This is a genomic window from Sinomonas cyclohexanicum, assembly GCF_020886775.1.
In the GTDB taxonomy this organism is placed as follows: domain Bacteria; phylum Actinomycetota; class Actinomycetes; order Actinomycetales; family Micrococcaceae; genus Sinomonas; species Sinomonas cyclohexanicum.
In genome coordinates, this window is sequence record NZ_AP024525.1 from 412,886 (window position 1) to 437,635 (window position 24,750).

Annotated in this window: 27 protein-coding genes; 20 read left to right on the forward strand and 7 right to left on the reverse strand. The window is 69.9% G+C overall.

The features are described from left to right. Positions 1–20: 20 nt before the first annotated feature. On the forward strand, positions 21–1,226 hold the full coding sequence (locus SCMU_RS02025) for a serine hydrolase domain-containing protein (protein WP_229231301.1): 1,206 nt from the start codon (positions 21–23) through the stop codon (positions 1,224–1,226). Here the strand turns inward: SCMU_RS02025 and SCMU_RS02030 are convergent. From SCMU_RS02030 to SCMU_RS02040, 3 genes are read right to left on the reverse strand one after another with little or no spacing between them, the layout of a single operon-like run. Further along, positions 1,216–2,010, reverse strand: coding sequence for a 2-oxo acid dehydrogenase subunit E2 (locus SCMU_RS02030; protein WP_229231302.1), 795 nt, complete (start codon positions 2,008–2,010; stop codon positions 1,216–1,218). The genes SCMU_RS02025 and SCMU_RS02030 overlap by 11 nt on opposite strands. A 4-nt stretch (positions 2,011–2,014) precedes the next feature. Then, positions 2,015–4,264, reverse strand: a complete 2,250-nt coding sequence (locus tag SCMU_RS02035; protein ID WP_229231303.1) for a caspase family protein — start codon at positions 4,262–4,264, stop codon at positions 2,015–2,017. Between the two features lie 11 nt (positions 4,265–4,275). Beyond that, positions 4,276–4,686: a hypothetical protein gene (locus SCMU_RS02040; protein WP_229231304.1), complete on the reverse strand. Its 411-nt coding sequence runs from the start codon at positions 4,684–4,686 to the stop codon at positions 4,276–4,278. A 153-nt stretch (positions 4,687–4,839) separates the two neighbouring features. Between SCMU_RS02040 and SCMU_RS02045 the strand changes: the two genes are divergently transcribed. The 11 genes from SCMU_RS02045 (at position 4,840) to SCMU_RS02095 (ending at position 12,377) form a co-directional block, all read left to right on the forward strand. Then, entirely contained in the window at positions 4,840–5,265 is a 426-nt protein-coding gene (locus SCMU_RS02045; RefSeq protein ID WP_229231305.1) for an Asp23/Gls24 family envelope stress response protein, read from the forward strand. Continuing rightward, on the forward strand, positions 5,262–5,453 hold the full coding sequence (locus SCMU_RS02050; RefSeq protein ID WP_229231306.1) for a hypothetical protein: 192 nt from the start codon (positions 5,262–5,264) through the stop codon (positions 5,451–5,453). The genes SCMU_RS02045 and SCMU_RS02050 overlap by 4 nt, the downstream gene beginning before the upstream one ends. A gap of 26 nt (positions 5,454–5,479) precedes the next feature. Further along, the gene (locus SCMU_RS02055; RefSeq protein ID WP_443020372.1) at positions 5,480–5,887 is read left to right on the forward strand and encodes a hypothetical protein; all 408 of its coding nucleotides are present in this window, start codon (positions 5,480–5,482) and stop codon (positions 5,885–5,887) included. Next, entirely contained in the window at positions 5,880–6,494 is a 615-nt protein-coding gene (locus SCMU_RS02060; protein ID WP_229231308.1) for a DUF6286 domain-containing protein, read from the forward strand. The genes SCMU_RS02055 and SCMU_RS02060 overlap by 8 nt, the downstream gene beginning before the upstream one ends. Next, the gene (locus SCMU_RS02065) at positions 6,491–7,135 is read left to right on the forward strand and encodes a hypothetical protein (RefSeq protein WP_229231309.1); all 645 of its coding nucleotides are present in this window, start codon (positions 6,491–6,493) and stop codon (positions 7,133–7,135) included. The genes SCMU_RS02060 and SCMU_RS02065 overlap by 4 nt, the downstream gene beginning before the upstream one ends. Before the next feature lie 127 nt (positions 7,136–7,262). Beyond that, positions 7,263–7,556: a hypothetical protein gene (locus SCMU_RS02070; RefSeq protein WP_229231310.1), complete on the forward strand. Its 294-nt coding sequence runs from the start codon at positions 7,263–7,265 to the stop codon at positions 7,554–7,556. Between the two features lie 217 nt (positions 7,557–7,773). Beyond that, positions 7,774–9,072, forward strand: a complete 1,299-nt coding sequence (locus SCMU_RS02075) for an ABC transporter substrate-binding protein (protein ID WP_229231311.1) — start codon at positions 7,774–7,776, stop codon at positions 9,070–9,072. Between the two features lie 66 nt (positions 9,073–9,138). Further along, positions 9,139–10,149 (forward strand): carbohydrate ABC transporter permease, encoded by a 1,011-nt coding sequence (locus SCMU_RS02080; protein ID WP_229231312.1) that lies wholly within the window; start codon positions 9,139–9,141, stop codon positions 10,147–10,149. Between the two features lies 1 nt (position 10,150). Then, the gene (locus tag SCMU_RS02085; protein WP_229231314.1) at positions 10,151–11,032 is read left to right on the forward strand and encodes a carbohydrate ABC transporter permease; all 882 of its coding nucleotides are present in this window, start codon (positions 10,151–10,153) and stop codon (positions 11,030–11,032) included. Between the two features lie 13 nt (positions 11,033–11,045). Next, complete coding sequence (locus SCMU_RS02090; RefSeq protein WP_229231315.1) at positions 11,046–11,321, forward strand: hypothetical protein; 276 nt, start codon at positions 11,046–11,048, stop codon at positions 11,319–11,321. A gap of 42 nt (positions 11,322–11,363) precedes the next feature. Next, a complete protein-coding gene (locus SCMU_RS02095) occupies positions 11,364–12,377 on the forward strand; it encodes a LacI family DNA-binding transcriptional regulator (protein ID WP_229231317.1) in 1,014 nt (337 codons plus the stop codon). A 117-nt stretch (positions 12,378–12,494) separates the two neighbouring features. Here the strand turns inward: SCMU_RS02095 and SCMU_RS02100 are convergent, their stop codons facing one another. From SCMU_RS02100 to nadE, 3 genes are all read right to left on the reverse strand, one after another. Then, a complete protein-coding gene (locus SCMU_RS02100; RefSeq protein ID WP_229231318.1) occupies positions 12,495–13,328 on the reverse strand; it encodes a DUF8083 family protein in 834 nt (277 codons plus the stop codon). 43 nt (positions 13,329–13,371) lie between these two features. Further along, positions 13,372–14,184 carry an exodeoxyribonuclease III gene (locus tag SCMU_RS02105; protein WP_229231319.1) on the reverse strand — a complete coding sequence of 271 codons (813 nt, stop codon included), beginning with the start codon at positions 14,182–14,184 and terminating at the stop codon, positions 13,372–13,374. 163 nt (positions 14,185–14,347) lie between these two features. Then, a complete protein-coding gene (gene nadE, locus SCMU_RS02110; protein WP_229231320.1) occupies positions 14,348–15,193 on the reverse strand; it encodes an NAD(+) synthase in 846 nt (281 codons plus the stop codon). A 56-nt stretch (positions 15,194–15,249) separates the two neighbouring features. Between nadE and SCMU_RS02115 the strand changes: the two genes are divergently transcribed. The 5 genes from SCMU_RS02115 (at position 15,250) to SCMU_RS02135 (ending at position 20,243) form a co-directional block, all read left to right on the forward strand. Beyond that, complete coding sequence (locus SCMU_RS02115; RefSeq protein ID WP_229231321.1) at positions 15,250–15,903, forward strand: bifunctional 4-hydroxy-2-oxoglutarate aldolase/2-dehydro-3-deoxy-phosphogluconate aldolase; 654 nt, start codon at positions 15,250–15,252, stop codon at positions 15,901–15,903. Further along, positions 15,900–16,853, forward strand: coding sequence for a sugar kinase (locus tag SCMU_RS02120; RefSeq protein WP_229231322.1), 954 nt, complete (start codon positions 15,900–15,902; stop codon positions 16,851–16,853). The genes SCMU_RS02115 and SCMU_RS02120 overlap by 4 nt, the downstream gene beginning before the upstream one ends. Positions 16,854–16,986: 133 nt before the next feature. Continuing rightward, a complete protein-coding gene (locus SCMU_RS02125; RefSeq protein WP_229231323.1) occupies positions 16,987–18,060 on the forward strand; it encodes a Gfo/Idh/MocA family oxidoreductase in 1,074 nt (357 codons plus the stop codon). 125 nt (positions 18,061–18,185) lie between these two features. Further along, positions 18,186–19,046, forward strand: coding sequence for a sugar phosphate isomerase/epimerase family protein (locus SCMU_RS02130; RefSeq protein WP_229231324.1), 861 nt, complete (start codon positions 18,186–18,188; stop codon positions 19,044–19,046). A 27-nt stretch (positions 19,047–19,073) separates the two neighbouring features. Further along, the gene (locus tag SCMU_RS02135) at positions 19,074–20,243 is read left to right on the forward strand and encodes a Gfo/Idh/MocA family protein (RefSeq protein WP_229231325.1); all 1,170 of its coding nucleotides are present in this window, start codon (positions 19,074–19,076) and stop codon (positions 20,241–20,243) included. Positions 20,244–20,261: 18 nt separating this feature from the next. On the opposite strand, the gene SCMU_RS02140 is transcribed toward SCMU_RS02135, so the two are convergent. Further along, on the reverse strand, positions 20,262–21,287 hold the full coding sequence (locus SCMU_RS02140) for a LacI family DNA-binding transcriptional regulator (RefSeq protein ID WP_229231326.1): 1,026 nt from the start codon (positions 21,285–21,287) through the stop codon (positions 20,262–20,264). A gap of 140 nt (positions 21,288–21,427) precedes the next feature. Between SCMU_RS02140 and SCMU_RS02145 the strand changes: the two genes are divergently transcribed. Genes SCMU_RS02145 through SCMU_RS02155 form a run of 3 tightly spaced genes read left to right on the forward strand, consistent with a single transcriptional unit; the run spans position 21,428 to position 24,748 of the window. Next, positions 21,428–22,783 (forward strand): ABC transporter substrate-binding protein, encoded by a 1,356-nt coding sequence (locus SCMU_RS02145; protein ID WP_229231327.1) that lies wholly within the window; start codon positions 21,428–21,430, stop codon positions 22,781–22,783. 37 nt (positions 22,784–22,820) lie between these two features. After that, on the forward strand, positions 22,821–23,828 hold the full coding sequence (locus tag SCMU_RS02150) for a carbohydrate ABC transporter permease (protein ID WP_229231328.1): 1,008 nt from the start codon (positions 22,821–22,823) through the stop codon (positions 23,826–23,828). Beyond that, positions 23,825–24,748 (forward strand): carbohydrate ABC transporter permease, encoded by a 924-nt coding sequence (locus tag SCMU_RS02155; protein ID WP_229231330.1) that lies wholly within the window; start codon positions 23,825–23,827, stop codon positions 24,746–24,748. Before SCMU_RS02150 ends, SCMU_RS02155 begins: the two co-directional genes overlap by 4 nt. The last annotated feature ends 2 nt before the right edge of the window (positions 24,749–24,750 follow it).

The window sequence follows — 24,750 nt, forward strand, 5'->3', positions numbered from 1 at the left end:
CGGGGGACCCCTGAAACGCCATGGCCTTCTACGAGGCGGAGCAGACCGCCGTCCACGGCTACGTGTCGACCGAGTTCAGCCGCGTGTGGGCGGCGTTCGCTGACAACTTCGCGGAGCGGGGCGAGCTCGGCGCGGCGTGCTGCATCTACCATCGCGGGCGCAGGGTCGTGGACCTGTGGGGCGGGATCCGGGACAAGGGGACCGGCGCGCCTTGGGAAGAGGGCACGATGGCCCTCGTGTTCTCCGCCACCAAGGGGATGGCCGCCCTGACCATGGCCCTGGCCCATTCCCGCGGCTGGCTCGACTACGACGAGCGTGTCTGCACGTACTGGCCGGAGTTCGCCCAGAACGGCAAGGAACGGATCACCGTCCGGCAGCTCCTCGCGCACCAGGCGGGGCTCTTCGGGTTCGACGAGCCTGTGGACAGGGCCGTCATCGCGGACCTTGACCGACTGGCCGGGGTCATGGCCCGCCAGCGGCCCGAGTGGCCCCCGGGAACCCGCCAAGCGTACCACGCGATCAGTCTAGGCTTCTACGAGGGCGAGATCATCCGCCGCGTCGACCCGCGGCACCGTACTCTTGGGCGGGTCTTCCAGGAGGAGATCGCCGAGCGGCTCGGGGAGGAGTTCTACATCGACCTCCCGGAGGACATCCCCGACGGCCGTCTCGCTCCGCTCGTGCTGCGCAACCCGTTCCGTAACCTGCTCGGGCTCTCGCCCCGGCTGGCGGTGGCGGCGTTCTCGAAGCGCTCGGTGCTGTACCGCTCGGTCATCGCGAATCCTGGGACCCTCGTCGCGTTGGACCCGCGGCGGGTCTACGCGCGGGGCCTCGAGGTGCCGTCGGGCGGCGGCGTCGGGACGGCGCGGGCCCTCGCCCACGCGTACGGAGTGATGGCCGACGGCGGTGCCGAGCTCGGCCTGCTGCCCGCGACTCTCGCGGAGCTCAGCGCCCTGCCGATCCCGCCGGAGCACGGCTTCCACGACGAGTGCATGGGCGCGGACCTCCGCTTCTCCCTCGGCTTCATGCGGCCCAGCCCGGTCTGGCGCTTCGGCGGGCCGCGTTCGTTCGGCGCCCCCGGGGCCGGGGGGTCGTTCGGGTATGCCGATCCGGACGCCGGGATCGGCTACGCGTACGTGTGTAACCGGATGGGCGAGTCGAAGGACGATCCCCGCGACGTCGCCCTCCGCGCCGCTATGGACGCGAGCCTCGCGGACCTCAGCGTGTGACCGCCGCCCGCACCGACTCGCCTGCTGCGAGGAGCTCGAGCAGACGGGATGTGAAGCGCGCGGCAGGCGCGCCGTCGATCACGTCGTGGTCCACGGTAAGCGTGATCCGCCCGATCTCCTTCTCGACCACCCGCCCGTCCTCGAACCGCGGCTCGAGGCTGATGCCCCCGATCGTCACTGCCAGCGTCCCGGCTCCCGGGCTCACGGCCCACCCCGCGGCGCCGGTTCCCATGCCCACGTTGTTGACGCCCGCTACGCCCAGCCGCAGCGCCCAGGGGATGCTCTGGCCCATCCACCGCATGAGCCACGGGACGGCGACCATGGGGATCGCGCCGAGCCAGCGCTGCCCGGGAATGACGTCCGGAGGTCCCTGCTGGGCGGCACGGATCTCGTCGTGGATGTCGCGCAGGGACTTGGTGTCGGCGTGCCGGATGGGCAGGTAGCTCACCGCCGACTGCCCGCCGACATTCCGCTCCACGAGGACCTCGATGATGACCTCGTCGAGGAACACGACCGTGCGCCCGTGGCGCAGCGCGTTCAGGCGCGGGAACTCGGCCAGGGCACGGGCCGCGCACGTGACCACGTACGCGGTGAAGGAGAGGTGCTCCCCTGTGCGCTCGAAGTGCTCCCGCAGGGCGGCCCGTGGCATCGTGAGGTCCGCCTCGACGAGCCCGTACATGAGATGGCGCCTCCGCGCTACCTCCTGGCCGGCGGCGAGGGCACGCCGGTCCCTCGTGAGCCGCTCGACCCGGTAACCGCCGTGACCGTGCACCGGCGCGTCCATCGGGTCACTCCTCGACCACGTCCGCGATCGCGCGCAGGAGCCGCGCGACCTTCGCCGCCCGATGTCCCGACGCGGCCTGCGCCGCGGCGAGGGCGGACTCGAGGGCAGCCACCTCGGCGTCGTCGGCCCGCTGCCCTGCGAGCTGTGCGGCCACCGGTCCCGGCGGCGCGGGCGGCGGCGCGATGGCGCCCTTCGCAGCGCCGGTGGGCCGCCCGCCGTCGTGCTTCTCCGGGGCGAGGAACGTCAGGCCCAGCCGCGCAGTCTGCCCGTTGGCCTTCGGGTGCTGGCGCCCGCCGAAGTCCGCGGCCACTTTGTCCAGGAAGGCCTGATTGGACATCGTGCCGATCGACGCGGCCAGCAGCGGGGCTGCCTTCGTCGTGAAGTCGCCGTGGCCGGCGGTCTCGTAGGCGAGTTCGTTCGGCTGGCACGCGCTGAACAGCACCTCCCGCGCGGACTGGTAGCGGTCGACGACGCTCCCCGCCTCGGGCGCGGCGCCCGCCGTGACGTCGCCGGCAGACCGGAGGACCAGTCGCGGGCGAGGCGCGACCTCGGCCGGATAGCCGCGGCGGGCCCGGAACGCGGCCCGGTCCGCGTCGGAGAGGACCGCACGCCGCGGCAGGCGCCGGGACGTGGTGGCCTGGGTGAGCTCGTCGGGGGAGAGGATGTTCCGCTGCCCGTCGCCTGAGTGGCACGAGTCGAAGAACAGCGTCAGGGCCACGCCCTCGGGGAGCTGGTCCCAGACGGCGCCGAGGTCGTCGTCGATGATGAGCTCGCCGGAGCGGAAGTCCACGGGGCAGAGGGCCTCGTCCTCCTGGTTCAGCCCCTGCCCGGTGGCCGCCTCGTCCCCGTTGAGGTCCGGCGCGGTCGTGCCGTGCCCGGCGTACTGGATCACGAGCGTGTCCCCGGGCGCGCTCGTGGCCACGAGCTCGAGCATCCTCAGGAGTATCGCCTCGCGGGTCGCGGCGCGGTCGGTGAGTGAGTGGACCTGGAAGCCAGCCTTCTCAAGTTCCGTGGCCCATGCCCCGGCGTCCGCGACGCACCCGTTGAGCTGGTCCTGGGGGTGCTCGTACAGGTTGATGCCCACACAGAGGGCCTTGCGGGTGGCGGTGTGCGGCCAGGTCGGGGCGGGGACGTCCCGCGGCTGCGCGGGCCACAGGGGCTCGGCGCCGCGGACCGCGGGCATCGAGTGGATGTCCTTGCGGCCCAGGATCCGGCGCATGACGCTCTCCATGGTCGCGGGATCGTCGTCGAAGGCGCCATGGCTGCGCGCGTCGCTGCTCGATACCGGCCCGGCGTCCGCGACGGACCACACGGCCTCCGCCGAGGAGCCGGAGCCCGGGGCGCCGAAGAAGCCCGCCAGCTCCGGGTCAGCCTCGATGGACGCCTGCAGGCCGAGGATCGGGGCCCCCTCCTCGGGCTCGAACGACGCCCGCACGAGGTAGAGGAGGCTCTTGCCGTAGACCCGCACGCAGTTGTCCTCGCGCTCGAGCTCGTCCGTCATGGTGAACATCGCGAGCTTCCCCACGCCCGCGTCCACAAGCGGCGCGAGCTTGGCCTTGAACGTGTCGGTCCGCACCGCGGGTGCGAGCAGGCTCACCGTCTCGACCCGGTCCACGCCGCGCCCGTCGAGGAGGACCGGCAGGAAGTGCGAGTGGAAGATCGACCCCGCGCTGTGCCCCACCGCGTGGATCGAGAGGGCGTCCGGGTGGGCCGCCACGAACGAGCCGAGCTGGTCCGCGAAGAACCTCGCGCCCCCGGTCTCGGACGAGGCCAGTTCGGCGTACCGCTTCATCTCGCCCCACACCCGCTCGCCCTGTCCGAATCTGGCCGCGAGCTCCACGATCCGGTCCTTGAAGTCGCCGGGGCCGCGGCTGCCGCTGAGCCAGCCGGCCAGCGCGTCGGCGAGCGAGGTCACGAGGCCGGTCTCCCACACGAAGAAGATCGGGTAGATCCCGTTGTCCTTCCACCACGGGATGCGCTGGGCCGCTGCGCGCAGCCCGGACGCCTCCGTCACGAGGCCGCCGTGCGCGTTGAGCATGAGCGGCGTCGGACCCGTCCGGCCGGAGAGGAACGCTGGCAGGTGGGTGCTGAAGATGGCCTGAACGTCCTCGGCGGTGGTGAAGTACTCGCCCTCACCACCAGGGCCGGTCGCGAGGAGACCGCGGCGGAGGTCGATCACGTGCGGCTTGAGGGCGGCGAGTTCCTCCGCGCCGAGCCCGGACCCCCGGCTCGCGCTGCTCACTGTGCTGTTCATGGCGATTCCTTTCAGGGGCGGGGTGGGGTGCGGGGCGGATCGGGCCTGGGACCCCCGCCGGCCGTGTCGGCCCGGACCGCAAGCAGCAGGAGGCGGGCGCCGTCGTCGTGCGCCCCGGCCTCGAAACGGAAGGTGAGCCGGCCACCCGACTCGGTCCCGTACGCAATCTCAGGGCACTGGGCCTCACGCAGGGCCACGATGACGGCGCGCCGCACAGGGCCGAGCTGCTGTATGGTCACGGTCACCGTGCCGGATCCGCCGCCCGCAGGTGCGCTGAGCGTGTACTCCTCGATCAGCGTGAAGGATCCTGCCGCGAAGAGGTCGAGGACTTCGGGCGGAATCGGCTCGGGAGGGGCGGTGCGGACGTGCCACCCGCCGCTCGCGGACGCCTGCGCGGCGGGCGGTCCCGATGGGGTCACCACGGCTGGCCTCCTTGACCGTGCGCGGCTCCCCAGCCAGGCCTGTCGCAGAAGAGTTGGTGAACGTCATGCTGTCACAGGCGAGCGTGCCGTTCTAGTGCCGGTGGGCCGTACTAAGGTAGGGCGCGTAGGCGAAATCCGGGGAGGGGCGGCGCAGTGACCCAGCAGCCAGACGCGTACGAGAGAGCCACCGTGGCCACCGGGCGCACGGTCGTGCATGAGGCCGCCGTCGCCAAGGTCGCGGCAGCCGCCGCGCGCCAGATTCCCGGCGTCCACTCGCTCGGGACAGTGCCCTCGCGCGCCCTGGGGGCGCTCCGGGACGCCGTGGCGCAGAACCCCACGGACCACGCGGCGGGCGTCCGCGCGGAGGTGGGGCAGGAGCAGGCTGCCGTGGACGTGACGCTCGTGGCCGCCTACGGCGTGCCGCTGCAGGAGCTCGCCGAGCGGGTCCGCGCGGCCGTGTACCGTGCGGTCGAGGAGCTCACCGGCCTGACCGTCATCGAGGTCAACGTCGAGATCGCCGACGTCTTCATCGGCGAGGCGCGGCAGGGCGCCAAGCCCTCCGGAATCGAGGTGCAGTGAATCTGGTGGTCGTGGGCATCGGCGCGGGGGCATTCCTCGCCTTCATGTCCTTCCAGTTCGGCGTGTGGGGGTTCCTCGGATCCCTCATCTTCATGGCCGTCGGAGCGGTGCTCGGTCGCGCTGCAGAGGGCCGCCTCGACCTGCGGCGGGTCTGGGAGGCGCTGCTCGGGCGGCGATCCTCCTCGTGACCCTCCCCGATTCGGCCGGCGGCCACGTGCCCGCGCCCCCGTCCCATCCGCCGGGACGCGCGCTCGCGGGGCTGAACCGCGTGAGCACCCAGGCCCTCACGAGCCTCGCGCGGGCCGCCGCCGCGGCAGAGCTCGGCGTGCGGCCCGCCGACGTCCGCGCGGACTGGACGGACGACGCCGGCCTGCTCGCGCTGCGCGTCGTCGCGCCGATCGTGATCCCCGACCTCGCGGACGCGGGTTCCGACGCAGCCAGACTGAGCGCGTGGGGCGGGAGCGTCTGGGAACGCTGCGCCGTGGCCAAGGGGCGCATCCTCGACTCCGTCATGCAGCTCAGCGGGGCCACCCTCTCGCGCGTCGATCTCCGGATCTCGGGCATGCGCGCCGGCAGGCCCATGCGCCCGCTCGTCCCCCGGGGGGAGGCCACGCATGTCTGACCTCCTCTCGGGGCAGTCCCCTGAGGCAGGCTCTCCCCACGGGCTCGACTCCGCAGTGCGGCGCGAGACGAGCTCCTCGCGTGCCTATATCGCCGCCGCTGTGGCCGTTGTGGTTGCCTTGGCGTGCGCGTACCTCCTCCTCGAGTCCACGCTCCAGGCCTTCGGGCAGCCGGCGTGGCTGATCGACCCGGAATCGGCCGCGCGTAGGGTCGCCGGGCTGCCGGCCGGCACCAACCGGGGCCTCCTGGGCCTGATCGGGGCGGTGCTCGTGATGGTCGGGTTCATGCTTGTGGTCGTCGCGGTCCGGCCGGGCCGCAGGGGGCGGCGCTCGCTCCCAGGCGGCAAGGTCGCCGTCGTGGTCGACGACGAGGTGCTCGCGTCCGCGATCGCCCGGCGGGCCCGCGCGGCCGCCGTCGTGCGCCCCGAGCAGGTCACCGTGTGGATGACCGAACGCGAGGCGGTCGTCAACGTCCGCCCCACGTCCGGGGTCCCCGTCCGGGCCGAGGACGTGCTCGTCGCGACCGAGGACGAGCTCGCCCGGCTCCGGCCCGAGCCGTACCCGCAGCTGCGGGTACGCGTCGAGGGGTCGGGGGTGGTCGGCGCATGAACGGCACCCCGCGCACGCTCAACCGCGTCCTCGTCTTCCTCTTCGGGCTGCTCGTCCTCGCGGTCGGCGCGATCCTCGTGCTGCTCGCCACCGTCCCCGCCATGGCGGCCTGGTGGCACACGTGGGCGCCCTCCGCCGCGGAGGCCGTCGGCACGGTGTTCGAGGGTTCCCGGGTGCCGGGGACCCGGGTGTCATGGCTGTGGCTGATCCTGACGGTGGCCGCGGTCGTCGTCGTGCTCCTGATGATCTGGTGGGTCGCGCAGCAGGGGAAGGGCCGCAGGGACCTCGTCGCCTCGACCGGGCCAAATGGGGGTGCCGGACCGGGCGGCGAGTTCGTCCCGGGTGAGGCGCCCGGCAGGATCAGCATCGCCGCGGCCGCGGTCGAACAGGCCATGCGCGCCGCGCTCGCTCCCCGCAAGGACGTGCTGGGCACGAGCGTCGTCGCCGTCGAGTTCGAGGGGCGCACGGCGCTCAAGGTCCGCCTCGTCGCCCGCCAGGGCGCGAACCCCGCGGCGATCGCGGCGGATGCCGAGCGGCTCGTGTGCCGGCTCGAGACGGTTGTCGGGATATCGGTTCCGGTGCTCGTGCACATCACGTCCGGGGCGCGCTCCCGGTTCAGCCGGGCGGAGCGCGTTCGCTGAGAGGCAATGCGCCCGATCGCGGCCAAGCGTCCTTGAATGGTCAGCACAGTGCCCCTACCTTGAAGCGTGGGGGCGCAATCTCGCCCACGCCAAGCGGCCGGCACCGGCCTCTGACAGGGAGGTAGACATGAGCGAGGGCAATAGCGCCGGAGGCGCGCAGGAGAACGCCAAGGAAGGCTTCGACGCGGCGGTGGAGAAGGGCAAGGAGTTCGCGGCGGACGCCGCCGAGAACGTCAAGGATTTCGCCGAGGACGCCGTCGAGAACGTCAAGGACTTCGCGGCGGACGCGACCGAGAACGTCAAGGAGTTCCTCTTCGGCGACGTCGGCCAGCACGCCAAGGATCTTGCCGAGGACGTGACCGAGAACGTCAAGGGCCTCGGCGCGAAGATCGCCGGGATCTTCAAGGGCGACAAGGCCTGACTTCCGCCACGCATACTGCCACCGTAGGGCACCCTCGCTTGGGAGGGTGCCCTACGTGCGTGTCCGGACTGTCCACCTCCGAAGATTACGGGGAGGACACGATCTGCGTAAGCGCTTGCACCTCGGTTTGCGCGGCCATAGTGTGAGGTCCACCACACACATTGGGGCGGCGATGCAGTCTGGTTGCATGCTGCCTCGCCCAACACAGGAGTCGAGCATGAGAAACCGCAAGTTCTCCAGGTATGCCTCTCCTCTCGCGGCGGCGAGCGTCCTGGTCCTGGCACTCTCGGCCTGCAGCGGGGGGTCCAGCGGCGGCGGGGGAAGCACGAGCGGCAGCGGAGACGCAGCCAACAACCTGGATGGCCGCGGGCCGATCACCTACGTTCAAGGCAAGGACAACTCCAACGTCGTCCGCCCCATGATCGACCAGTGGAACGCGGCCCACCCCGACCAGAAGGTCACGTTCAAGGAGCAGTCGGACCAGGCCGACCAGCAGCACGATGACCTCGTCCAGCACTTCCAGGCCAAGGACCCGAACTACGACGTGGTCGACGTCGACGTCGTCTGGACCGCCGAGTTCGCGGCAAAGGGCTGGCTGCAGCCGCTCAAGGACAAGATGGCCATCGACACCAGCGCCTTGCTCCCGGCCACCGTGAAGACGGCGACCTATGGGGGCACGCTGTACGCGGCGCCACAGTCCTCCGACGGCGGTCTGCTCTACTACCGCAAGGATCTCGTACCCAACCCGCCCAAGACGTGGGACGAGATGATGAGCATGTGCTCGATCGCGAAGCAGCACAACATGAGCTGCTACGCCGGCCAGTTCGCCCAGTACGAGGGCCTGACGGTGAATGCCGCCGAGGCAATCAACACATGGGGCGGCAAGATCGTCGATGACTCCGGCAAGGCCGTGGTCAACTCGCCCGAGGCCAAGACCGGCCTCGGCAAGATCGTGGAGGCCTTCAAGAACGGCAACATCCCGCAGCAGGCCATCACCTACCAGGAGGAGCAGGGCCGACAGGCCTTCGAGGCCGGGCAGCTGCTGTTCCTGCGGAACTGGCCGTACGTGTACAACCTGGCTAAGACGGACGGCTCGTCGGTGGTCAAGGACACGTTCGGCATCGCGCCGCTTCCCGGCAACAACGGGCCCGGTGCATCCTCGCTCGGCGGCCACAACGCGGCTGTCAGCGTCTACTCCAAGAACAAGGCGACCGCGCTGGACTTCCTGAAGTACATGACCAGCGCCGAGCAGCAGAAGAACTTCGCGATCCGCGGATCGCTGGCTCCCGTGCTCTCGAACCTCTACACGGATGCTGACCTCACCGCGAAGCTGCCGTACCTGCCGACCCTTCTGACCTCGATCCAGAACGCGGTCCCGCGCCCGGTGACGCCGTTCTACCCGGCCGTCACGAAGGCGATCCAGGACAACGCGTATTCAGCAATCAAGGGCGACAAATCCGTCGATCAGGCCTTGAGCGACATGCAGAACGCGCTCATCGCAGCGGGCGCCAAGTAGTCCTCGTGGATGGACGGTCCGGCGTCCGAGAAGCGCCGGACCGCCCCCTTCTCAACAGGAGTCACCATGTCCACACAGGTCCCTCCCCGGCCGACTGAAAAGGCGGCGTCCGCGGAGACGCACCAGCTGCCGAAACGGGAGAGCGCGGACCGCAAGCAGATCACGCAGGGACGCTGGGCGTCCACGCTCCTGCTTCCGACCCTCATCCTGCTGGCAGTCGTCATCATCTACCCGGTGGTCAATGCGATCATCATGTCCTTCCAGAAGGACGCCAACCTGAACCCCGCCACGGGGCTCTTCGAGCAGGGGGGTCCCGCTGGGTTCAGCAACTACACGGATTGGCTCCTGCAGCAGTGCAGTGGCCAACCATGCCCGCCTGGCACCCTCGGCTCCCAGTTCTGGGGGGCGATGGCCACGACCTTCTTCTTCGCGATCGTGACCGTGGTCATCGAGACCGTGCTCGGATTCTGGATGGCGGTGATCATGGCCCGCACGTTCCGCGGGCGCACTGCGATCCGTGCTGCCGTCCTCGTCCCGTGGGCGATCCCGACGGCCGTGACGGCGAAGCTGTGGTTCTTCATCTTCGCGTTCGACGGTATTGCGAACAAGCTGTTCGGAACCCAGATCCTGTGGACCGGGTCCGAGTGGCCTGCCCGCTGGGCGATCATCATCTCCGACGTCTGGAAGACCACGCCGTTCATGGCCCTGCTCATTCTCGCCGGGCTCCAGCTGATCCCGGACGAGGTCTACGAGGCGGCGAAGGTGGACGGCGCCAACTCGTGGCAGCGCTTCACGCAGATCACGCTCCCGCTGGTCAGGCCCGCCCTCATGGTCGCGATCCTGTTCCGCATGCTGGATGCCCTGCGCATGTACGACCTTCCGGCCATCATGACCCAGGGTGCCAACAACACGACGACGCTCTCGATCCTCGTGGTCGATCAGATCAGACAGGGATTCAACAGCGCCGCCGCGCTCTCGACCATCACGTTCCTCGTGATCTTCATCGTGGCGTTCATCTTCGTGCGGTTCCTCGGCGCGAATGCCGTCGGAGCTGCCACCTCGTCGGGAAGGAAGTGACATGGCCGCCACCGCAACCCTCCCGCGCACGGCGTCGGTTCCCGAACGCCGCAAGACGTTCGACTGGGGCCAGTTCCGCACGTACATCGCGGCGGCCGTGATCCTCATCTGGTGCCTCGCGCCGTTCTACTGGATGATCGTCACGGCCTTCCGCGACGTCGGCTACACGTTCGACCCGACGTTCTTCTTCACGCACGTCACCATGGACAACTTCGGCACGGTCTTCGACACGAGCCTCGGGAACCACTTCGCCCAGAACCTGCTGAACAGCCTTCTGGTCGCGGGCGTCACCACGGTCGTGGCACTCGTGGTCGGCGTGTTCGCGGCGTACGCGCTCGCGCGCCTGAACTTCCGGTTCAAGTTCGCAGTCATGGGGTTCATCCTGGGCGCCTCGATGTTCCCCGGCGTTGCCATCGTGACGCCGTTGTTCCAGCTGTTCACGAACATCGGCTGGATGGGCACGTACCAGGCGCTCATCATTCCGAACATCTCGTTCGTGCTGCCGCTCACCGTCTACACCCTGACCTCATTCTTCCGCGAGATGCCGTGGGAGCTCGAGGAATCGGCGCGTATCGACGGGTGCACGCAGGGGCAGGCGTTCCGGAAGGTCATCCTCCCGCTCGCCGCGCCGGCGACGTTCACGACGGCGATCCTCGCCTTCATCTCGGCCTGGAACGAGTTCCTCATCGCAAGCCAGCTGTCCTCGGACCAGACCAAGACCGTGACCGTCGCGATCGCGTACTTCACGGGCTCCCAGCCACACCAGGAGCCGTACACGGCGATCATGGCGGCCGGCACCATCGTGACGATCCCGCTCGTGATCCTCGTGCTCGTGTTCCAGCGCAAGATCGTGGCGGGACTCACCGCGGGAGCAGTCAAGTGAGCGGGCGCGTCGCGTGATCAATCCGAAAGACCCGATGTCCGTGGGAGGGGCGGTCTACCGTCGCTCCTCCCCGCACCGGCGCGCCGTCGTCGAGCAGTTCGAGATCTTCATGGGCTTCCTGGGGTTCTGGGGCCTCGTGCTGCTCGCGGTCACCATCTGGCTCGAGGTCACCGGACAGTTCGCGCTCGGCTGGGCCCTCGGCCTGCTCGCCGTCGTCCTCGCAATGGCCGGCCTCTGGGCCCTGCGACGCAAGGTGCTGCGCGGGGAGAAGGACGAGTTCAAGGGCTGAACACGCACAGACCGTAGGAGGCCGGCACGAGCGGGGAGAACCATGGTAGGGATCGACGACGTGGCTGCCGCCGCCGGGGTCTCGACGGCCACGGTGTCCCGGGCGCTGCGGGGCCTCCCGCGCGTATCCCCGGCGACGCGGTCAAGGATCCTCGCGACCGCGAAGGAACTCGGGTACGTGCCCTCATCCGCGGCGTCGCGGCTCGCCTCCGGCAAGACACGCACCGTGGGAGTCCTGGCCCCGTACGTGGACCGATGGTTCTTCGGGAAGGCGATCGCCGGCGTCGACCATGAGCTTCACGCGCGCGGCTACAACCTGTCCCTGTTCAATCTGGGCGGGCGGTCCGCCCCGCGCGAGCGGCTGTTCAGCCGGGCGATGGTCCACAAGCAGATCGACGCGCTCCTGCTCCTGTGCATGTACCTCCACCCCGAGGAGATCGAAGACCTGCACGCGATCGAGATGCCGCTCGTGGTGGTCGGCGGCCCGGTGGTGGGCATCGCGACCGTGGGGATCGACGACTACAGGGCGGCCCGTGCCATCACCGAGCACCTGATCCACCTCGGCCACCGGCACATCGCCCTGCTGCACGGCAGCGACGACCTCGAGCTGAACTTCTCCGTCCCCAAGATCCGCGTCGAGGGATTCCACGATGCCGTCCATGCCGCCGGCCTCGAGCTCGACCCGGATGCGGGGCTGTTCGGGAACTTCACGGTGGCCAGCGGCGTCGAGGCCATGCGCCGCTTCATGCGGCTGCCCGAGCCGCGTCCCACGGCAATGGTGTGCGCCTCGGACGAGATGGCCTTGGGAGTGCTCTTCGAAGCGCGCCGCCAGGGCCTCCGGGTCCCCGAGGACTTCTCGGTTGTCGGGATCGACGGCCACGAGATGGGTGCCGCGGCGGGGCTGACCACCGTGTGGCAGGACCCCATGGCGCAGGCCCGCCGCGGGACCCAGATGCTCCTCGCCGAGCTCAGCGGCGAGGACGGCGCGGTGCGCTCCGAGGTGGCCGAGCAGCGCCTGATCGTCCGCGAGACCACGGCCCCGCCGCCTACCTTCTGATCTCGGGTACGCATCGCCGCAGCCCACGGCGGCCGCGTACCCGAGATGGTCATGGGCGCGCGTTGGTGTACCCGAGACGGGGGTGGAGACGTCGGGACGGGACGCGGGGCTGGGCGGTCAGGAGGCCCTGGCGAGCTGGCGGATGGGGATCCAGCGCGACGCGAGCCGCCGGTACGCCGCCGCCGCGCCGGTCATGTCCCCCTCGGCGAGGCACTCGATCCCCAGCAGCACGTCGCTGGGGGAGTCGTCGGGAAAGACCCGGTCCGCGACGCTGCCGTAATCGAGCTCGATCATGGAATCCGGATGGAACTCCTCGAGCCACTCGGTCAGGGTGGTGAGCTCGTCGAGGAGGTTCATCTCGGGGGCGGCGAGGGCGAGGTTGGCCACCGCGAAGCGGGCCCGGCTGATGGCCTTGGCCCAGCTGGCCGTGATCCGCACGGTCACCACGTGGTCGTCCTCCTCGACCACCTCCGTCGGGTCGCCCTCGTGGAACAGCACGAACCAGCTGAACGGGATGCCCCACAGCGACTCTCGGGTGTTGATGCGCGGAGTTCCGGACTCCTCGGCGAGGCGGTCCACGCGTTCCTGATGCTTGGCGCGCGCGCTCTCAGGCAAGAGGACAGACGCGAGGGGCGCCGGCGCCGTCGTGAGTACGGATTCCGCGGCAAGCCCTGCGCGGAGCACAAGCTGCGAGGGGCAGTAGAGCGTGTGCCCGTCCACAGTGAGGGAGCGGGTGAATTCGGCGCGGCCGTCGGGGAAGGGGTCTCCCGAGGTGCGGATGATGCGCCGGAGCGCCTCCTCGGCCTCGGCCCGGTCAAGGACCTTCCGGCCCTCGGCGGAGGTCCCGCGCCCGATCCTCTCGCGCTCCTCGGCGGTGAACGCCGAGAGCGGCTCGTAGACGCGCAGCTGCGAGGCGAGCGGGCGCCCCGCGCGGCGCTGCCGCTCGCTCATCCCGTACCGCCTCCCGGGTCTGCGGGGGAGGCGCCGCGTGGCGTCACGGGGTATCCGCCAGGTCCACGACCACGGGAGCGTGGTCCGAGGCGCCCTTGCCCTTCCGCTCCTCGCGATCGATCATCGCGCCGGTCACGCGGGCGGCGAGGGCAGGCGAGCCGAGGACGAAGTCGATCCGCATGCCCTCCTTCTTCGGGAAGCGCAGCTGCGTGTAGTCCCAGTACGTGTACACGCCGGGCCCCGGCGTGAACGGCCGAACCAGGTCGGCGTACCCCGAACCTTCGAAGGCGCGGAACGCGTCCCGCTCGGGCTCGCTCACGTGGGTGAGGGCCTCGCGGCGGAAGTACTCGATGTCCCAGACGTCCTCGTCCCGCGGCGCAATGTTCCAGTCGCCCACGAGCGCGATCTGGGCGTTCGGGTCCTCGCGGACCCACTCGGCGGCGTGGCCGTTGAGGACCTTGAGCCACTCGAGCTTGTAGGGCATGTGCTCGTCGTTCAGGGCCCGGCCGTTGGGCACGTACAGGCTCCACACGCGCACGCCCGCGCACGTCGCGGCGATCGCGCGGGCTTCCTGGTGGGCACCGTTGCCGTTCTTGCCGAACGAGGGCTGGTCCGGGAACGTCCGCTCGACGTCCTCAAGCCCCACGCGGGACGCGATCGCCACGCCGTTCCACTGGCTCAGCCCGAAGTGCGCCACCTCGTACCCGTTGCGCTCGAACAGCTCCCACGGGAAGTTCTCGTCCTTGCACTTGGTCTCCTGGATGGCCAGCACGTCGACGTCGCTGCGCAGGAGCCAGTTCTCCACACGGTCGGCACGGGCGCGGAGGGAGTTCACGTTCCAGGTAGCAAGCTTCACGCCGCCCACGCTATCAATCCTGCGGCGGGCGCGGCACTGCGGAGCGAAGTCCCGCTTCCGCGAGTCAGCGCACGACGGCGCGCGCACCACCTGGGCGGGCACGCGCCGTCGTGCTTCCGCTCACCGCATCATGGGCTCACGCGAGCAGCAGGGCCAGAGGGCCCTACTTGGACCAGACTGCGGCGCCCTCGTGCCACCAGCGGTCGAACGGTGTCACCGGGGTCGCGCGCTTGTGCCGGGTGATGAGGTAGCGCCGCTCGATCGACTCGGCGGCCTCGTCCGGGACGTCGCGCCCCTCGAGGTAGTCGTCGATCTGCTCGTACGTGATGCCGAGCTCGTGCTCGTCCGTGCGGCCCGGCTGGAGGTCGAGGAGATCCGCGGTCGGGATTTTCTGCCAGATGCGCTCAGGTGCGCCCAGGTGCTGCAGGAGCTGGCGGTTCTGGCGCTTGTTCAGGCCGAAGAGCGGCAGGACGTCCGCGCCGCCGTCGCCGAACTTGGTGAAGAATCCAGTCACGGACTCGGCGCCGTGGTCGGTGCCGATCACGAGGAGGTTCCGCTCGCCCGCGATCATGTACTGCGCGATCATGCGGGCACGGGCCTTGGTGTTGCCGCGGACGAAGTCGGTGAGCTCCTTCTCGGATCTCGCCTCGTACTCGGCCTCGAAGCCGTCCACGGCGGGCTTGACGTTGAAGGTCCACTCCGAGGCGGCGCCCACGAAGTCGAGCGCGGCCTGCGCGTCCTCCTCGTCATGCTGGACCCCGTGGGGGAGGCGCACGGCGATGAACGACGCTTCGACCCCTTCCTCGGCCAAGGACTCGACGGCGAGCTGGGCGAGCCGGCCGGCGAGGGAGGAGTCGAGCCCCCCGCTGATGCCGAGCACAAAGCCCTTCGCGCCGGTCTGGCGCAGGTAGTCCTTGAGGAAGTCGACGCGTGCGGTGACCTCGGCCGCCGGGTCGATCTCGGGCTTCACGCCCATCTCCTCGATGATCTTCGCCTGGAGTTCGCGCATGGGGCTAGCGTAGTCCAGCCGCGCTTCGTTGTTGTTGCAGGGCTAGGGTGGCACCCATGAGCACTCTCGACACCCCCACCCTGCTCGAGGCGATCCGCGAGAGCCGCGTTCTCGCGGTCATCCGGGGGGACTCGGCCGAGCATGCCGCCAACGCCGCGCGGATCCTGTTCAGTGAGGGAATCCGGCTCGTCGAGATAGCCCTCACGACGCCGGGCACCGCCGACGCGCTCGCGGCCGTCGCCCCCGAGGTGCCCGAGGGTTCGCACCTCGGCGCGGGGACCGTGTGCACGCTCGAGGACGTGGACGCCGTCGTGGCCGCGGGTGCCACGTTCGTCGTCACGCCCGCAGTCACCGAGGCGGTTCCGTACGCGACAGGCCTCGGCATGCCCGTGCTCGCGGGCGCGTTCACGCCCACCGAGGCCTACGAGGCGTGGCGCCAGGGTGCGGCCGCGGTCAAGCTGTTCCCCGCCTCGGCCGGGGGCCCCGGCTACCTCAAGGCGCTCACGGAGCCGTTCCCGCAGATCCCGTTCCTCGCCGTCGGCGGCGTGGGGCTCACCCAGCTGCCCGAGTACGTCGCCGCTGGCGCCCTCGGCGTCGGGGCCGGAGGGCCCCTCGTGGGCGACGGCGCTCGCGGGGGTTCCGCGGACGAGCTCGCCGAGCGGGCCCGCGCCTTCGCCGCGGCGGCACGGGATCTGAGGGCAGCCCGATGACAGGCGGCGCCCCGCGCATCGTGACCCTCGGTGAGGCGCTCGTCTCGCTGCGCTCCGTGGGGCCCCTCACGATCGGCGGCCCGCTGAGCATGCATGCCGCCGGGGCCGAACTCAACGTCGCGGTGGCGCTCGCCCGGCTGGGCTACGCGTCCTCGTGGGGCGGGGTGCTGGGCGATGACGAACTCGGCGAGTTCATCCTCCGCAGCCTCGCGGCCGAGCGCGTCGATACCACCCATGTGCGGAGGGACACGCGGCCCACCGCGATCATGTTCCTCGAGGCCCGCACCCCCGAGGTGTCCCGCATCTTCTACCACCGCAAGGATTCGGCGGGCGCGCGGCTGTCCCCGCACGACGTCGACCGCCTCCTCGACCGTGACCTCGCCTGGCTGCACCTCACCGGCATCACCCCCGCGCTCTCGGAGGGCGCCCGCGCCGCGGTGCTCCACGCGGCGCAGACGTGCCGACGCCGCTCGGTGCCGTTCTCCGTGGATGTGAACTTCCGCTCCAAGCTGTGGAGCGAGCAGGAGGCGGCCGAGGTGCTCCCGTGGCTCACCGAGGGCGCTGAGGTGGTGATCGGCTCTCCTGAGGAGCTCGCGCTCGCGGCGCCCGCCGGGAAGACCCTCGAGGCCGCGGCGGAGGAGCTGCTCGCCAGCGGGGTCGGCGAGGTGGTCGCCAAGCTCGGGGCCGCCGGCGCCCGGGCATTCACCGGCCGGCACGTGCTCGACGCGCCCGCGTTCCCGGTGCGTGCCGTGGACACGGTCGGGGCCGGCGACGCGTTCACCGCCGGCTACCTCTCGGCGAGGCTCGACGGCGAGGACGTCGCCGCCCGCCTGCGCCGTGGCTGCCTCCTCGGCGCTTTCGCCGTGGGACACCTCGGCGACTGGGAGGGGCTCCCGCGGCGCGACGAGCTCGACCTGCTCGACAGGGGCCCCGGCGAGACGCACCGCTGACGACCGTGGCATGATGCGGCAACCGGTTGCCCGATGTTCTGGGCGTCACTAGCGTAGATGTATGCCCCATGCCGCGCCTGAGCCCTCGCCCGTTCCGCTCCGCACTCCTCAGCCCGCCCCGTTGCGTTCCCCCTTGCGTGCCGCAGTTGTCGGCTGCGGGGACATCGCCACCCAGCACCTGGCCGCGATCCGCGCGCTCGCGGACCGGGGACCCGCGGGCCGGGGAATCGTGCACCTGGGCGCCGTCGTCGATCCCGACCGCCGGCGGCGCGAGGAAGCGGCGGCCGCGCATGGCGTGCCCGGGTACGAGACCCTCGGCGAGCTGATCGCGGCCGGCCGTGCCGACGTCGTGCATCTGTGCACCCCGCACAGCGAGCACGCGCGGCTCGCCGAGCAGGCGCTCGAGGCGGGCGTCCATGTGCTCACCGAGAAGCCCGTGGCCCACAGGCTCGGCGACGCCGAGCGGCTCATCGGGACGGCGGACCGCGCGTGGAGCGAGCGCGGCACGCAGCTGGGCGTGTGCTTCCAGAACCGCTACAACGCTCCGGTCGTCGCGATGCGCGAGCTGCTCGACGGCGGCTCGCTCGGCGCGGTCCTCGGTGCGCAGGCCACCGTCATGTGGCACCGTCCGGCCGAGTACTACGCGGCGCGGCCGTGGCGCGGCACGTGGGAGGGCAGCGGCGGCGGGCTCCTCATGAACCAGGCGATCCACACGCTCGACCTCCTCCAGTGGCTCGTCGGCCCCGCGCGGGTCGTGGACGGGCGCGCCTCGGCGCGCGCCCTCGGCGGGATCATCGAGGTAGAGGACACGGCGGACATCGTGCTCGAGCACGCGGCGCATGACGGCGGCGCGCACCCGGGTGCGCAGCACGCCCCGCGCGTGCGGAGCGTCTTCTTCGCCACGAACGCGAACGGGCTCAACGCGCCGGTGACGCTGGACATCCAAACCGAGCGCGCGGAGCTGTCGCTGCGCGGGGCGCTCACGGTGCGGCACGCCGACGGGCGCGCCGACGTGGTCGACGAGGCCGGCGTCCTGCCCGGGGATCGCTCGTACTGGGGCGCCTCCCACCGGCTGCTCGTCGCGGACTTCTACCGCGCCCTGCTTGCGGGGGATCGGTTCTGGATCGGCGCCCGCGAGGCCTCGGAGTCGCTGCGGCTCATCAAGGACGTGTACTCGCGCTCATACGCGCCGGGGGAGTGGCTCTGAGGGTTCTCCCGGAATTGGCAATTGTTGGCAAACGTTTACCATCCTCGAGCCGCCCTGCCTAGAGTGAAGACGACCGTGTGACGGCCGCCACGGACCGCGGCCGCGAGAATCGATGGAGGAGAACCGTGGCCAAGATCGGCGTGCAGGCAATGATGCTCAAGGACAGCTTCGCGGAGATCGGGCCGCTCGAGACGCTGCGCAAGGTCGCGGACATCGGGTACCGGGCCGTCGAGGTCTCCCAGATCCCGATGGACGAGACGAACCTGGCCGAGCTCGAGCGTTCCCGCGGCGAGCTCGGCATCGAGTTCGCAGCCCTGTCCGCGCAGCTCGACGGGGAGGCCGGCGCCACGCCGTACCCGCTCGCAGTCGACGTCGCGCGGGCCGCCGCGGACTGCAAGCGCCTCGGCGCCGACATGCTCCGCATCGGCATGCTGCCCATGTCCGAACTGCGCAGCGAGGAACGCGTGGTCGACTATGCGAAGCGGGTAGAGAAGGCGGCCCAGTCGCTCGCGGGCCACGGCATCACGCTCTACTACCACAACCACCACGTGGACTTCGCGAAGATGGGCGGCCGGTACGTCATGGACATCCTCGCCGAGGAGGCGCCCAGCATCGGCCTCGAGGTGGACGTCCACTGGGTCCAGCGCGGCGGCCTCGACCCCGTCCGCACCCTGCAGAACTACGCGGGCCGCACCGCGATGGTGCACCTCAAGGACTACCGGATCGGCGCCCTCGACGAGGACGCGATCGCCGCCTACGAGTCCGGCGACTTCGGCGCCTTCATGGGCGCCTTCAAGGACGTGGTCCAGTTCGCCGAGGTCGGCGAGGGCAACCTCGACTTCGCCTCGATCGTCCCGGCAGCCGTCGACGCCGGCGCCCGCTACCTCCTCGTCGAGCAGGACCAGCTCTACGGCAGGACCGTGTTCGAGGCCCTCACCACCTCGCATGAGAACCTCGTGGCGCTCGGCTTCGGCGACCTCTTCTAACCCCACCGCCACCAAGGAGATCCTCATATGAGCAGCAGGAAAGTCCGCCTCGGCATCGTCGGGTTCGGCGCGCAGGGCAGCTCCTACGCGAAGTTCATCGCAGACGGCCTCGTGACGAACATCGAGGTGACCGCGATCGCGGACACTGATCCGGCCAAGCGCGAGGCCATTGCGGCGGCGTACCCGGACGTTGCGGTCTTCGACGACTACGTCACCATGCTCGAGTCAGGCGTCGTCGAGGCCGTCGTCACGACCGTCCCGCACTACCTCCACCCCCAGATGGGCATCCAGGCCCTCGAGCGCGGCATCCACGTGCTGCTCGAGAAGCCTGCCGGCGTCTACACGAAGCAGGTCAAGGAGCTCAACGGGTTCGCCAAGACCAAGCCCGAGCTGACGTTCGCGATCATGTTCAACCAGCGCAACAATCCGCTCTACCGCAGGCTCAAGGAGATCGTGGACGCGGGCGAGATCGGCGCGATCAGGCGCACCAACTGGATCATCACCACGTGGTGGCGCCCTCAGGGCTACTATGACCAGTCCGAGTGGCGAGCCACGTGGGGCGGCGAGGGCGGCGGCGTCCTCGTCAACCAGGCGCCGCACCAGCTGGACCTGTGGCAGTGGATCTGCGGTGTGCCGAAGAGTGTGTTCGCGAAGGCCGCGTTCGGGTTCCGCCGCAACATCGCCGTCGAGGACGAGGTCACCGCGCTCGTGGACTACGGCGACGGAGCCACCGGCGTGTTCGTCACCGCGACCCACGACATCGCGGGCACCGACCGGTTCGAGATCCTCGGCGACGCGGGCAAGATCGTCGTCGAGGACTCCAAGACCGCCGTCGTGACCCGCCTGAACAGGCCCGAGCGCGAGATCAGCGAGGGCATGGGCATGGACGACGTCCGCAGGATGTTCCGCGGCGATTTCAACCCGGCTGACTTCTACACCCAGGAGACGCTCGAGTTCGACTCCGTGTGGGGCGGCCAGCACTCTGGGGTCCTGGAGAACTTCGCGGCCAACATCCTCGACGGCACCCCGCTGCTCGCACCGGGCACGGACGGCATCATCGGCGTCCGCCTCGCGAACGCCATCCACCTCTCGGCCTGGACCGGCAAGGAGGTCCCGCTCGACTTCGACGAGGACGAGTACCTCGCCGAGCTCAACAAGCGCATCGCGGACGAAGGCAAGTTCCCGCAGCGCTCCTAACCCGTCATCCCTGCAACGTCAGGGCTTGACGGGGCCGGTCGAGGACCGCACCACGAGGTGCGTGGGCATGACCGCGAGCTTGCGCGGCGTGCCCCCACGCACCGGGTCAAGCTGGGCCAGGAGCATCGACACGGCCGTGCGCCCCGCCTGCTCGATGGGCGAGGAGATCGTCGTGAGCGGCGGGTTGCAGAAGTCCGCGCCGAAGATGTCGTCGCACCCCACGATGCTCACGTCCTCCGGCACGCGCACTCCGCGCTCGCGGAAACGCTGGAGCATGCCGATCGCGATGAGGTCGTTGAAGGCGATGAACGCAGTGGCGCCGGTGCTCAGCGCCGCATCCGCCGCTGCGGCGCCCGAGGACGTCTTGGGGGAATAGGGGCCGATCCGGGTCACGTCCAGGCCCCGCCGGGACGCGGCCTCCTGGACCGCCTGCCAGCGCCGGTGGGTCGACCATGAACTCGTGGGGCCGCCCACATAGGTGACCTTGCTGTGGCCGAGCGAGGCGAGGTGCTCGAGCGCCTGGACCATCGCGCCGGGGGTGTCGATGAGGACGGTGGGCGCGTCCGCCGTCGCCCGGTTGATCGTGACGAGGGGCTGCTGCCGCGCGGCGTCGGTGAGCTGGGCGTCCGTGAGGCGCGAGGCGGCGAGGATGATCCCGTCCGCGGTGCGCCGGAGCCGGCGCAGGGCATCAAGCTCGACGTCGGTCGCCTCCTCGGTATCGACGAGCAGCTGCGTGTACCCCGCCGCCTTCAGCTGGTTCTGCGTGCCCCGGATGATGTCGAAGTAGAACGGGTTCGTCACGTCCGGGACCAGCACCGCGATCGCCCCGGTGCGGCCCGAGCTGAGGCCGCGGGCCTGGGTGCTGGGGACGTAGTGGAGCTCCGCGGCGATCTTCTCGATCCGCTCGCGGGTGCGCGCGTTGACCCGCTGGGGGTTGGACAGGGCGCGGGAGACGGTCGACGTCGCGACGCCGGCCCGCTCTGCGATGTCGCGGATGGTCGGCATGCGTTCGGCGGCGTCGGTGGCCCCGGAAGTCTCGGTCATGACATCCATTGGAGCAGGCGTGGCAAATTTTGGCAATCGCTTGCCGCTATGTTTTCCTCTTCCTAGACTCGCTAGTACCGCTCACAGATGTGAGGTGTGTCACGGACTCCGTTGCATTCGGTACTCAAAGAGGAGACATCATGCGGATACGCACCACAGCCAGACTGGCCGCCGTCGCGGCGACCGCGGCCCTTGCCCTCGCGGCGTGCGGGTCGGGGTCGTCGTCGGGGGGCTCGTCGTCGGGGGGTGCCGTCAACGGCGCGGGCAAGACGCTCGACGTCCTGGTCAATGTCAGCTCGCAGTATCCGGAGCAGCAGAAGCAGTGGTTCACGGATACCGCGAAGAAGTTCAAGGACCAGACCGGAGCGGACCTCAAGTTCGAGACGTTCACGTCCGCGAATGACGAGCTGACCAAGATCCAGACCTCCGTCGTCTCCGGTCAGGGCCCGGATGTGTACTCCCTCGGCACCACGTTCACCCCCACCGCGTACGCGACCGGCGCGTTCGTCACGCTCTCGGACGACGACTGGAAGAAGGTGGGCGGGAAGGACCGCTTCAACCAGTCCGCCCTCGGCATCTCCGGCCCGGACAAGGACCACCTCGCGGGCATCCCGTTCGTGAGCCGCCCGTTCGTCATGGCCTACAACAAGGATCTGCTGAAGGCGGCCGGCATCGACAAGCCCGCCACCACGTGGGACGGCCTCCTCGACCAGGCCAAGAAGCTCACTGACCCCTCGAAGGGCCAGTACGGCATGTCGGTGGCCTACAAGGACAACTTCGACCCGTGGAAGTACGTCTGGGCGATGTCCGTCCAGGCGGGCAACCCCCTCGTCGACGGCAAGACCGCCAAGCTCGACGACCCGGCCGTCAAGAAGGCCTACGAGACGTACTTCGGGTGGGTCACCAAGGACAAGGTGGTCAACCCCGCGGCGGTCGGCTGGAGCAACAGCCAAGCGCTCGCCGACTTCGCCTCCGGCAAGTCCGCCTACTTCCTCATGACGACGTCCAGTTCGATCCCCACGCTCGAGAAGTCCGCTATCAAGGACAGCTTCGACTATGCCCTCATGCCCACGGTGGCCCCGGGCGAGACGTCCTCGAAGTCCGACCAGCCGGCCGCCTCGATCCTCTCGGGCGACAACCTCGTGGTCGCGGACTACTCCAAGAACAAGGACCTCGCGTTCGCGTACGTCAACCTCGTCACGAGCAAGGACGAGCAGCTGAACTACCAGAAGATCTTCGGCGATCTCCCGGCCAACGCCGACGCCCTCGCCTCGCTCTCGTCCGCACCGCACCTGGCGGCCATCACCGAGTCCGCCAAGCAGTCCAAGGCGACGCCGTTCACGGGCGCGTGGGGCGACATCCAGCTTGCCCTGCTCAACGTCACGGTCCAGTCCCTCCCGGACCTGGCCTCAGGCGCCGTCTCCGACTCGGCCCTGAGCCAGCGGATCAAGGACGCCCAGACCAAGTCCCAGCAGTCCCTCGACAGGGCCAAGTGAGCAGCGGAGACGATTCCGCGTGATTGACGTGACTGATATGAGTACTGCAAGCACCCCGAAGCCGGAGACCCGGCCTGCCGCCTCAGCGGCCGGCCGGGCCACCCGGCCCGCCCGCGGCGCCGAGACCGCCCCCGCGGGGGGCGGGCGCCGCCGCGGCCCCTCCGAACGCAACCGCCCCCTCTGGATGCTCATCCCCGGTGGCCTGCTGATGACGATCGTCATCATCGTCCCGCTCATCCTGGGCATCTTCATGTCCCTGCTGGACCTCGACCAGTACACCCTGCGGAAGTGGATCGCGGCGCCGTTCATCGGCTTCGCCAACTACATCGAGGCCGTCACCCAGACCGAGCTGTTCCACGCGGTGTGGCTCAGCGTCTCCTACTCCTTCATCGCCACGGTCCTCGCCCTCCCCATCGGGATCGCTGCAGCAGTGGCGACGCAGAACGCGTTCCGTGGGCGCGCCGTCGTGCGCTCCGTGTTCCTCATTCCCTACGTGCTGCCCTCGTTCGTCGTCGCGACCGTGTGGCGCACCATGTTCCAGCCGCAGGGGATCGTGGACCACGGCCTCGGAGCGTTCGGAATCGATCCGGGCCTCTGGCTCAACGGCCCCAACACGTACTGGGCCCTCATCTTCGTCCAGCTGTGGGCTTCCTGGCCGTTCGTCTACCTCCTCGCGCTCGCGGGCCTGCAGTCCGTGGACCACGAGGTGCACGAGGCCGCCGCGCTCGACGGCGCGCTGTGGTGGACCAAGCTGCGCTACGTCGTGTTCCCATACCTCAAGGGCCCGGTCTCGCTCGCGTTCATCATCGGCATGCTGAACCACATCAACAACTTCACCCTCCCGTTCGTGCTGTTCGGCATCCCCGCGCCGCACGACGTCGAGCTCCTGCCCGTCCTGACCTACGTGACGAGCTTCCAGAGCTTCCGCTTCGGGCTCAGCGCGGCGATGGCCGTAGTCTCGCTCATCCTGATCCTGATCCCTCTGTTCATCTATCTGCGCGCCGTCAAGCTCGACGACGCCGAGTCCCAGGGAGGCAAGAAGTGAGCCTGTCCCAGGCCGCAAGCAAGGCCACCTTGAACCCCATCGTCGATCGGCCCGGCTCCCGCCAGCAGACCGAGGTCACGCGCCTGCTGCCCACGTGGATCCTGGGACTGGTGGTCACGGTCCTGTGCGTGTTCGTGCTGGCCCCGCTCGTGTACATCTTCCTCGCGAGCATCAACTCGGACATCTCCGTGGCACGCGGCGACTTCTGGCCGGCGGAGTTCACGCTCGCGAACTACGCGAAGATCTGGTCCAGTGTCGGCCTCGCGAGCGCGCTCACGAACTCGATCATCGCGGCGGGCGCGACGGCGGTCATCTCGGCCGCCCTGTCCATCGGCACGGCGTACGTGCTGGTCCGCTACCAGTTCCGCGGGCGTCTCACGATCCTGCGCGGGCTGCTCGGCCTGCAGTCGGTGCCAGGCACCCTGCTCGTGCTGCCGGTATTCGTCCTCTTCTCCTCGGCCGCGACGTACCTCGGGATCACGGTGATCGGCACTCGCTGGGGCCTCATCCTGACCTACCTGACGTTCGCGCTGCCGTTTTCGACCTGGGTCATGGTCACGTACCTGCGCGGCCTGCCCAAGGAGCTCGAGGAGGCGGCGAGGATCGACGGCGCCTCGAGCCTGGGGATCCTGACGAAGATCATCCTGCCGCTGAGCTGGCCCGGGATCATCGTCTCCGGCATCTTCGCGTTCCTGCTCGGCTGGAACGATGTGCTGTTCGCATCCGTCATGACCCGTCCGGACACCCAGACCGCGGCCGTCGCGCTGCAGATCTTCGCGACCGGGACCGAGGGCGGCGCCATTCCGTTCTACGGCCAGATGATGGCGGCCTCCCTCGTGTGTGCCGCTCCGGTCGTGATCCTCTACCTGTTCTTCCAGAAGTATCTAGTGGGCGGCCTGACCGCCGGGGGAGTGAAGTAAAA